The sequence below is a fragment of the Enterobacter cloacae complex sp. IR5402 genome, assembly GCF_049238125.1.
In the GTDB taxonomy this organism is placed as follows: Bacteria; Pseudomonadota; Gammaproteobacteria; order Enterobacterales; family Enterobacteriaceae; genus Enterobacter; species Enterobacter hormaechei_C.
Genome location: NZ_JBMKHO010000008.1, coordinates 175891 through 184950, shown reverse-complemented (window position 1 = coordinate 184950; position 9060 = coordinate 175891). Strand labels below are relative to the sequence as shown.

Sequence of the window (9060 nt, the reverse complement as noted above, 5' to 3'; positions counted from 1 at the left end):
TCATCTCAAAATTGGCGTTAGTGTTAGACATATATTCAAGCCTATCTCTTATCTGGAGATACAGCTACTGTCCGGTGTTTCAGGGGGCTACATCAGTATCCCCTTCCTTGCAAAATCACAGATGTTTTCCTCCTTTTTATCGTCTCATTCGGGTATACCTGATAAAGACCATGATACAAAGTATCAATAGGGTTGAATTTGACTCTATTGACAATATAAACACGCACTGTATCATATGGATATACATTTAATACTCAAAAGAGAATGCATAATGAATGTCCGTATCTATTGCCGTGCATCTACCGAAGGCCAACATGCTGATCGTGCATTAGTTAGCCTGCGCGAATTTGCGCAAAGCAAAAACTGGCAAGTAGCCGGAGAATACATTGAGAATGCAAGTGGTGCGAAGCTGGAACGTATGGAACTGATGCGCCTACTTGCGGAAGCACAGCCTGGCGACTTGCTTCTAATTGAAGCGATTGATCGTCTCAGTCGTCTTCAACATGAAGAATGGGCTGAACTCAAAGCTACGCTGAACAGTAAAGGACTGGTTATTGTTTCGATGGACTTACCGACCAGTTGGCAGATGGTTGAAATGTCCGGTAACGACCTTACCAGCGGCATTCTTCGGGCAGTCAATGCTATGCTGATCGATATCCTTGCGACAATGGCACGACAAGATTATGAAACCCGCCGTAAACGCCAGGCACAGGGGATCGAGAGAGCAAAACAGGCAGGTTTGTATACGGGAAAAGAGAAAGATATGGAAGCACGTGAGACTGTTCGCGAAATGCTAGCGCAGAACGTTAAACCAGCCCACATCATGAAGGCAGCAGATATCAGCCGCGCCACCTTTTACCGAATCAAGAAAGAGTTATTAAGCTAATTATATTTGTATTATATCGTAAGAATGCACTCGGATCTGACCGTCCACACTAAGGGAGGTGCGGATATTGCATACTATCTTTTGTTCATGATAGTGTGAGTATGCCGCTGAATATAGCATGTAAATTTATAGGAACTGTTTAAAAGGAGGTAGGACCAATGTTTCGTGTTGATACAATAAATAAGACACTAATAAAATTAAAGCCAACAAATTTTTCCGAACTTGGGTTGAGAGAACGTTTCGATATTCAGGAGTGGATCGAAAAAAGCCCTGCTATTTTGGGTAATGATCTACTTGTCATTGGTAAAGAGGTTGTTCTTGCATCAGGCAAGCGCCTCGATTTACTTTGCGTAAATAAATCGGCTGCACTTGTTATAGTTGAGTTAAAACGGGATGATTCTGGCTCGTCTGTTGAATGGCAGGCAATAAAGTATGCATCGTATTGCTCAAAACTCTTCCCCGATGAGATTTTTAAACTTTACGCAGCCTATTTAAAGGAGTCTGAATTTGATGCAGCAAAAAAAATCGAGGAATTCATTGATGCTGATATTGAGCTACTTAACGAGAAACAGCACATTATTTTGGTCTCAAAAGAATTCAACTCTGAAGTCATCTCCGCTGTATTATGGCTGCGAGAATATGGCATAGATATTCAGTGCACTCGGCTTGCACCATTTGTCGATTCTGATGGTGAGCTATTTATCAAACCGGAAACAATTATTCCGTTGCCGGAAGCTAAAGATTATATTGAACGAAGAGAAATTAAGCATAGAGCAATTGCTTCCACTCAAGAAGATTGGACTGGTAGTTGGTTCGTGAATGTGGGCGAATGCAAGTATCGAACCTGGGACGATAACAGACAATTTGGCTTTATTAGCGCAGGTCAAGGGAAGGTGTACTCATCTGCACTTAATCGTCTTGCAGTCGGTGACAAAATTTATGCTTACATGAAAGGATGCGGTTACGTCGGCTTTGGGGAAGTGACCAAACCAGCAGTCATGATTCGCGATTTCGTAACTGATTCAAATGTTCCTTTACTCTCCGCAGGATTGAAAGCGGAACACCCAAACGCAAACTCTGACAATGAAGAACTTTCAGAATGGGTTGTTGGTGTTCGTTGGATCAAGTCTCTTCCGAGAGAGCAGGCGAAAACATTTTCTGGCATCTTCGCGAACCAAAATGTCGTCTGTAAATTGCGGCATGAGCAAACATTAAAATTCGTTCAATCTGAATTTGGTCAGTAAAAACTAATTTCAGCGAAGCTCGCTGTTGGCACTTGACGGAGGTGAAGGTCTGCTCTGTGCCAAAGCTGTGTCAGGCCAAATCTAATATTTTATCTTCGATTCTGACCGGACAATGAACATTGAACAAAACGTTCTAAGGGTTGCGAAAATCGTTTCAAACGCTGAAGTTATATCCTGAATTACGAGCGAAGCGAGTTCCGTCAAGCGAAGCGAAGACGGATAGTTAATGCTGGTTAAAAAATATACGGAAATGTACTGTTTTCTCTATATATAAAATATAAATATTATAAACAGTACATCGTACACAGACACTCACTTCGTTCGTGTCCCTCGCTTCGCGAGGAATTTTGAAGTGATGTATGAATCTATCAGCATAGCAACTGTAGTTGAACTATCATGCAACTGACCGAAGCATAAAGTTAACCAGTTACAAATTATGCCTTAAAACGCTCTGAGCGAGGCTGTAAGCGATTTTCATGATATGGGTAATGCGATTGCATACCTTGGAAAGAAAAACGCGCTACGGGCTTCCTGTGCGATATTTACGAATTTAGTGCTTTACAACTCAATTTTGATGTTGAGTACATGCGTGTTCCCTTCCCTGTTTGCGCTTTACCACGTTCTTTTGCCAGGTAAGAAAGCCAGAATACCGGACCTTCGAGTGATGAAGGATGTTCACGATGAATGACGTAGTGATCGGGATAGTCTTTAGTGGCTTTAGACAAGTTTACCAGCGTTGCTTTACCACCTGTCAGTTTCATCCAGATTTCCGTAATAATACCAGCGATCCCTCTTTCTGGCGTTCCAAACCATCTTACCGAACGATGTGGAAGTGCAATCCAACAATGGTAATGGGGTTGTGAAGCCTTTTCCTGTTCGCAAACCCAACCGTAAGCAAAATCGATGATAGGTTCTGATAAACCGTTGTTTCCAGACTCCAGGCGGTCACGTAATCGTTTGAACAGGTTGCGTATGTATTTGTTACCTGCTTCAACAGAAGTGAACTCAGGGAGGTGGAGATCAAAACGGGTCAGGAACACTCGACTGTAGAGCTTCAGGATTGCGTTCAGTTCGTTGATTGTTGAAATAAGTATGTCATGACGAACACCAGAGCCGATTCTTGTGTTAATCCGGTATGCATGACCATCATGAACAAAGGAGTTGCCATTAATTGTTTTGTAACGTCCGTGTTCATGGTAGACGGTACGAAAACTTGTTGCCGATAAAACCGACGATTCGAATAGGGTTTGTGATTGTTGCATCATTGTTAATTTAACCTTTTTGTACTCAGAAAGAGATCACACCTCCTACATAGTTACTACCTAAAACCACGGTAAAACGATGGCATTTGCGATAGCGCAAAGCCGCCTTGCATCTGACGTTGGGGATGTTTTCGAGGAGAGAAATACTACGGAACAAAGTTTACGGAAATATTTATAATAACTCATTATCATATCAGAAGGAGTGAAAGGGGGCAACGGAAATCATGCCTTGATAAAAGAGGGATGATGATTGTGTGGGGTGTTGGTAACAACGGAGAAATTCAAAGGGATTTACAATCTTGTCTTTGGCTTCCTTCCGGCATACACAGTTGAGTGGGAGCTGTAATTTTCAACATTGCAGTAACCTGATTGTTCACAGTGTACATCGGCAAATATCAATTATACCTATTACACTTCAGTGAACACCGACGGTAACGTGATTGACTTCGTGGTATTCGGTATCCTGCACGGCCTGTCCACCAAGTGGTATCTGGTGCCGGTTGTGGCCGCCATCTGGTTCGCGGTTTACTACGGGATCTTCCGCTTCGCCATCACCCGCTTTAACCTGAAAACGCCAGGCCGCGATGCCGATACGGCCACCAGCGTTGAACAGGCGGTGGCCGGTACCGTTGGGAAATCCGGATATAACACGCCGGCTATTCTGGCGGCGCTGGGCGGTGCGGATAATATTACCTCTCTGGATAACTGCATCACCCGCCTGCGTTTGTCGGTGGCGGACATGTCCAAAGTGGATACCAACGCACTTAAAGCTAACCGGGCTATTGGCGTAGTACAGTTAAATCAGCACAATTTGCAGGTCGTCATTGGCCCGCAGGTACAGTCAGTGAAGGATGAGCTGGCAACCCTGATGCGAACCGTCGAAGCCTGATGCCTCGCCCCCCCTCGTCATGAGGGGGTTTTACTTTACGGAGCACCGTCATGTTTGATTTTTCTACCGTCGTGGATCGACACGGCACCTGGTGTACCCAGTGGGATTATGTCGCTGACCGTTTTGGCGCTGCCGACCTGCTGCCCTTCACCATCTCTGATATGGATTTCGCCACCGCCCCCTGCATTACCGATGCGCTGCACCAGCGAATAAACCACGGGGTGTTTGGCTACAGTCGCTGGAAAAATGACGAATTTCTGGCCGCCGTGGCGCACTGGTTCCGGCAACGCTTTAACAGTCAGATTGATACCGAAACCGTGGTGTATGGGCCGTCGGTCATTTATATGGTCTCGGAGCTGATCCGCCTCTGGTCCTCACCTGGCGACGGCGTGGTGGTTCATACCCCGGCTTACGATGCTTTTTATAAAGCCATCGAAGGCAACCAGCGTACCGTTGTTTCCGTGCCAATGCAGAAAACAGCGCCTGGCTGGGAGGGCGATATGGCCGCGCTGGAAGCGGCGCTGTCAAAACCGGAAAACAAGGTGCTGCTGCTGTGTAGCCCGCAAAACCCGACCGGCAAAGTCTGGACGCGGGAGGAGCTGACCACAATGGCGGCCCTGTGTGAACGTTATGACGTAGCGGTGATCAGCGACGAAATTCATATGGATATGGTATGGGGCATGCATCGTCACACCCCGTGGAATGAGGTTGCGCGCGGTAAATGGGCGCTGCTGACCTCGGGTTCCAAAAGCTTCAACATTCCGGCGCTGACGGGCGCCTGGGGGCTTATCGCCGATGATGCCAGCCGTAACGCCTATCTGAACGCATTAAAAGGTCGGGACGGACTCTCTTCCCCTTCCGTGCTGGCGCTGACCGCGCACATTGCTGCTTACCGGCAGGGCGAACCGTGGCTGGACGCGCTGCGGACCTATCTCGAAGAGAATCTGCGGTATGTTGCTCGCGAACTAAACAGTGCATTTCCGACACTCAACTGGCAACCGCCAGAGGCAACCTATCTGGCCTGGGTCGATCTCAGCCCGCTTGGCATTGATGACAAGACGCTGCAAAACGTGCTGATTGAACAGCAAAAAGTGGCCATCATGCCGGGATATACCTATGGGGATGAAGGTAAAGGCTATGTGCGACTGAACGCTGGCTGTCCGCGTAGTAAGCTTGAACAGGGCGTTCAGCGCCTTATCGCTGGCATCAACACTCTGCTGTAAATCATTTGCGCAACGGAATATTCCCTTGCGCAAATAGCTTTTTACCCCGTTTTGTTTTTATAATATGGCGCACTTTAACCAGCAAAGAGTGCGACCATGATTGATACACGCCTGCCTTTAACTGATATTCACCGCCACCTCGACGGAAACATTCGTGCCCAAACCATTCTCGATCTTGGTCGCCAGTTCAATTTAACCCTCCCTGCCGAAACGCTTGAAACCCTGATCCCCCATGTTCAGGTCACGTCGAACGAACCGGATCTGGTGAGCTTTCTGAGCAAGCTCGACTGGGGCGTGAAGATGCTGGCCTCGGTCGATGCCTGTCGCCGTGTCGCCTTTGAAAACATCGAAGATGCCGCGCGCAACGGCCTGCACTATGTCGAACTGCGTTTCTCCCCGGGCTATATGGCGATGACCCACAATCTCCCCGTAGCGGGCGTGGTTGAAGCGGTCATTGAAGGCGTGCGTGAAGGCTGTAAAACCTTTGACGTTCAGGCGCGTTTGATCGGCATTATGAGCCGTACCTTCGGTGAAGCGGCCTGTCTTCAGGAGCTGGAAGCATTACTGGCGCATCGCGACCAGATCACCGCCATCGACCTCGCCGGTGACGAGCTGGGCTTCCCGGGCAGCCTGTTCCTGTCTCATTTCAACCGCGCACGTGATGCAGGATGGCATATTACCGTTCATGCAGGCGAAGCCGCGGGGCCGGAAAGCATCTGGCAGGCCATTCGTGAACTGGGTGCGGAACGTATTGGTCACGGCGTGAAAGCCATTGAAGATCGCGCGCTGATGGATTTCCTCGCCGAACAACGTATTGGAATCGAATCCTGCCTGACCTCCAATATTCAGACCAGTACAGTGGCATCGCTGGCGCAACACCCGCTGAAAACCTTCCTTGAACACGGGGTGCTGGCTTCACTGAACACGGACGATCCGGCGGTTCAGGGCGTGGATATTATTCACGAATACAACATCGCCGCGCCGCAGGCCGGGCTGAGCCGCGAGCAGATCCGTCAGGCGCAAATCAACGGGCTGGAGATCGCCTTCCTGACGCCTGAAGAGAAACAGGCGCTGCGCGATAAAGTTGCTCAGTAGTCCTCTTTACTGCCGGGTGGCGCTGCGCTTACCCGGCCTACGAAAGCGTTTGGCACTTATGCCAGACAGAGCGTTGCGCGATGTTTGGCAGATTCGATCCCCAGCTCAATGAGCTCCATAATCTGGATTGCCTGGCTTGCGGGAACCGGATTTTCACCTGAACCGTTCAGCGCGTTACGAATGGCGGCGTAATACGCCGGATAGTTCCCCGGCAGGGTCAATACCGTCTCTTCAACCAGCGCCTCACCCTCCGCACGCGTCACCACCCCGTCGCGCATGTCGTAGCCCCAGTCCTCCTGCGGTAAGCGTTCGCCATTTTTGAGGCGCTCTTCCTGCGGATCCTGGCCGAACTTCACATAGCTGCCGCGCGCCCCATGAATGATATAGCGGGCCGATTCCGCCGCCGCAAGCATTGTCCCGTGCAGCACAATGCGCCGCTGCGGATAACTCAAAATGGCATGGAAATAGTCGGTGGTCTGCGCCCCCGGCCTGAGCTGCGCTAAATCGACCGCCATGCTTACGGGCAGACCAAACAGATGAACGGCCTGATCGAGAAGATGCGGCGCTAAGTCATACCAGATGCCGCTGCCCGGTCCCGCCTGCTCGCGCCAGCGATCTCGCACCTGCGGACGATAACGATCGAAGTGCGACTCAAAAAAGGCAATTTCGCCGAGCGTGCCTTCGTTGATCAGCGCTTTGACCGTCACGAAATCGCTGTCCCAGCGCCGGTTGTGAAAGACCGATAATAACCGACCCAGACTTCGCGCCAGCGCATCCAGCTCGCGCGCCTGTGACAACGTCACGGTGAAGGGCTTATCGACAACAACATGTTTGCATGCCTCCAGCGCCGCTTTCGCCAGGGGGAAATGAGTGTCGTTAGGGGTAGGAATGACAATAAGGTCAATATTAGGATCGTTAAACAGATGCTTAGGCTCCGTTACCACCGGCACAGCTGGCCAGTCGGCGCGGACCTTAGTCTCATCGCTGCTTGTGATGGCCGCCAGTTCCATTCCCGGCGTGCCGGCAACCAGCGGTGCATGAAAGGTTTTGCTTGCGTACCCGTAGCCAATAAGACCGACGCGGATGTTTTCACTCTTCGTTTGCCCCCTCGCTGTGCGCTTATTTATCACTGGCCTTGTGCTTAACGCACACATTAATAATGTGCCCTGTGAGTTAAAATAGCATCTCACGACAGCGTTTTTTGTTACCTCGCATTAAAGTGTGCATAGGGGCCCGGGGAATCGTTCCCAAAGCGCTTGCTCTGAAGAAAAGGGCGCTGTAACATTTGTAATCTGTATTTATGGATAAATTACAAACACAAATTATGGCGTCAATAATTAATCGAATCATTGAATTAGCGGGATGGATTGTCCTTGGGGTTTCAGTCGTGTTGCTCGGCATTGCCAGCCATATCGATAACTACCAGCCGCCGGAGCCTGTGACTGTCGCACAACAAAAGTAAGCCGTGTCGTCATAAAGCGTGACACATTACGTCATGGAACATATTGCCAGCCGTAATGAACGGGGTTACCCTTCTCTTTCAGGCATCTCCTGATGCCTGATTCTTCGCAAAGAAAACTCCTAATTTCGTCGCGTTACCCGAGTGGACAGTTTACGTCTTTATTAATCCGTTTATTATTCGAACGCATTACCTTTATGGGTATTACCCTTTTATATGGAAACTTATTAATATGACAGTTCAGGACTATTTATTAAAATTTCGCAAGATCAATTCCCTTGAAAGCCTGGAAAAACTGTTTGACCATCTGAACTACACGCTGTCGGATAATCAGGACATCATCAATATGTACCGCGCTGCTGACCATCGTCGCGCCGAACTGGTCTCTGGCGGTCGTCTGTTCAATGTGGGGGAAGTGCCTAAATCCGTATGGCGTTACGTTGTATAAGAAAGTAGCCTTCGGCGTGAAATGTTATATACTCTCCGCCCTGCAAATTTCTGTATAACATTTCGCGCAGACTATGGGAGAGCGTATGACCGCATTGCCTGGAGAGAGAATTGGGGGCTGGTTAATCGCCCCGCTGGCATGGCTGCTGGTGGCATTATTAAGCGCTTCACTGGCGCTGTTGCTTTACACCACCGCACTGGTTACGCCTCATGCAATCCAGACACTGATGTCCCAGAGTGCGCTCAATATTGCGACGTGGTTTGTGTCGTTCGTTTTCGCGATCGCGATGTGGTACTACACGCTGTGGCTGACTATCGCCTTCTTCAAACGCCGCAAAAGCGTGCCAAAGCATTACATTATCTGGCTGCTGGTCTCCGTGCTGCTGGCTGTCAAAGCGTTCGCTTTCTCGCCTGTGTCTGACGCGCTGGCGGTTCGCCAGTTACTGTTTCCGCTACTGGCGACGGCGCTTCTGGTCCCTTATTTCAAGCGTTCGACGCGCGTTAAGAAGACCTTTGTCAACCCGTAATAACCTTACAGTTAACCTGTTGTGGCCT

At 49.3% G+C, this 9060-nt stretch carries 9 protein-coding genes and 1 pseudogene; 8 read left to right on the top strand and 2 right to left on the bottom strand.

The window, feature by feature from the left end; genetic code table 11:
- Window positions 1-271 precede the first annotated feature (271 nt).
- Both ACOTXL_RS15480 and ACOTXL_RS15475 read left to right on the top strand, forming a co-directional pair.
- Window positions 272-886 carry a recombinase family protein gene (locus tag ACOTXL_RS15480; protein ID WP_063216025.1) on the top strand — a complete coding sequence of 205 codons (615 nt, stop codon included), beginning with the start codon at window positions 272-274 and terminating at the stop codon, window positions 884-886.
- Between the two features lie 158 nt (window positions 887-1044).
- Window positions 1045-2130 carry an MmcB family DNA repair protein gene (locus ACOTXL_RS15475; RefSeq protein ID WP_058660857.1) on the top strand — a complete coding sequence of 362 codons (1086 nt, stop codon included), beginning with the start codon at window positions 1045-1047 and terminating at the stop codon, window positions 2128-2130.
- Between the two features lie 542 nt (window positions 2131-2672).
- On the opposite strand, the gene ACOTXL_RS15470 is transcribed toward ACOTXL_RS15475, so the two are convergent.
- Window positions 2673-3395: a YagK/YfjJ domain-containing protein gene (locus ACOTXL_RS15470; protein WP_049025764.1), complete on the bottom strand. Its 723-nt coding sequence runs from the start codon at window positions 3393-3395 to the stop codon at window positions 2673-2675.
- Between the two features lie 418 nt (window positions 3396-3813).
- On the opposite strand from ACOTXL_RS15470, the pseudogene ACOTXL_RS15465 reads away from it, so the two are divergent.
- From ACOTXL_RS15465 to add, 3 genes and pseudogenes are all read left to right on the top strand, one after another.
- Window positions 3814-4281 (top strand): annotated as a pseudogene (locus ACOTXL_RS15465) (glucose PTS transporter subunit EIIB); the annotation flags it as partial.
- A 50-nt stretch (window positions 4282-4331) separates the two neighbouring features.
- Window positions 4332-5504, top strand: coding sequence for a MalY/PatB family protein (locus ACOTXL_RS15460; RefSeq protein ID WP_045350978.1), 1173 nt, complete (start codon window positions 4332-4334; stop codon window positions 5502-5504).
- A 96-nt stretch (window positions 5505-5600) separates the two neighbouring features.
- Complete coding sequence (gene add, locus ACOTXL_RS15455) at window positions 5601-6599, top strand: adenosine deaminase (protein WP_015570661.1); 999 nt, start codon at window positions 5601-5603, stop codon at window positions 6597-6599.
- A gap of 56 nt (window positions 6600-6655) precedes the next feature.
- Here add and ACOTXL_RS15450 read toward each other — a convergent pair whose 3' ends face one another.
- Window positions 6656-7726 carry an oxidoreductase gene (locus ACOTXL_RS15450; RefSeq protein WP_234393273.1) on the bottom strand — a complete coding sequence of 357 codons (1071 nt, stop codon included), beginning with the start codon at window positions 7724-7726 and terminating at the stop codon, window positions 6656-6658.
- Window positions 7727-7935: 209 nt separating this feature from the next.
- Here ACOTXL_RS15450 and blr point away from each other — a divergent pair, with 209 nt between their 5' ends.
- The 3 genes from blr (at window position 7936) to ACOTXL_RS15435 (ending at window position 9032) form a co-directional block, all read left to right on the top strand.
- Window positions 7936-8061 carry a division septum protein Blr gene (gene blr, locus ACOTXL_RS15445; RefSeq protein ID WP_151884424.1) on the top strand — a complete coding sequence of 42 codons (126 nt, stop codon included), beginning with the start codon at window positions 7936-7938 and terminating at the stop codon, window positions 8059-8061.
- A 229-nt stretch (window positions 8062-8290) separates the two neighbouring features.
- Window positions 8291-8506 (top strand): transcription modulator YdgT, encoded by a 216-nt coding sequence (gene ydgT / locus ACOTXL_RS15440; protein WP_000217941.1) that lies wholly within the window; start codon window positions 8291-8293, stop codon window positions 8504-8506.
- An 85-nt stretch (window positions 8507-8591) separates the two neighbouring features.
- Window positions 8592-9032 carry a DUF2569 domain-containing protein gene (locus ACOTXL_RS15435; protein WP_015570663.1) on the top strand — a complete coding sequence of 147 codons (441 nt, stop codon included), beginning with the start codon at window positions 8592-8594 and terminating at the stop codon, window positions 9030-9032.
- The last annotated feature ends 28 nt before the right edge of the window (window positions 9033-9060 follow it).

What these genes read in the sequence shown, in the direction of transcription:
- ydgT (WP_000217941.1), top strand. Translation starts at nt 8,291, where the DNA reads ATGACAGTTCAGGACTATTTATTAAAATTTCGCAAGATCAATTCCCTT.
- ACOTXL_RS15475 (WP_058660857.1), top strand. Translation starts at nt 1,045, where the DNA reads ATGTTTCGTGTTGATACAATAAATAAGACACTAATAAAATTAAAGCCA.
- ACOTXL_RS15435 (WP_015570663.1), top strand. Translation starts at nt 8,592, where the DNA reads ATGACCGCATTGCCTGGAGAGAGAATTGGGGGCTGGTTAATCGCCCCG.
- ACOTXL_RS15480 (WP_063216025.1), top strand. Translation starts at nt 272, where the DNA reads ATGAATGTCCGTATCTATTGCCGTGCATCTACCGAAGGCCAACATGCT.
- add (WP_015570661.1), top strand. Translation starts at nt 5,601, where the DNA reads ATGATTGATACACGCCTGCCTTTAACTGATATTCACCGCCACCTCGAC.
- ACOTXL_RS15470 (WP_049025764.1), bottom strand. Translation starts at nt 3,395, where the DNA reads ATGATGCAACAATCACAAACCCTATTCGAATCGTCGGTTTTATCGGCA.
- ACOTXL_RS15460 (WP_045350978.1), top strand. Translation starts at nt 4,332, where the DNA reads ATGTTTGATTTTTCTACCGTCGTGGATCGACACGGCACCTGGTGTACC.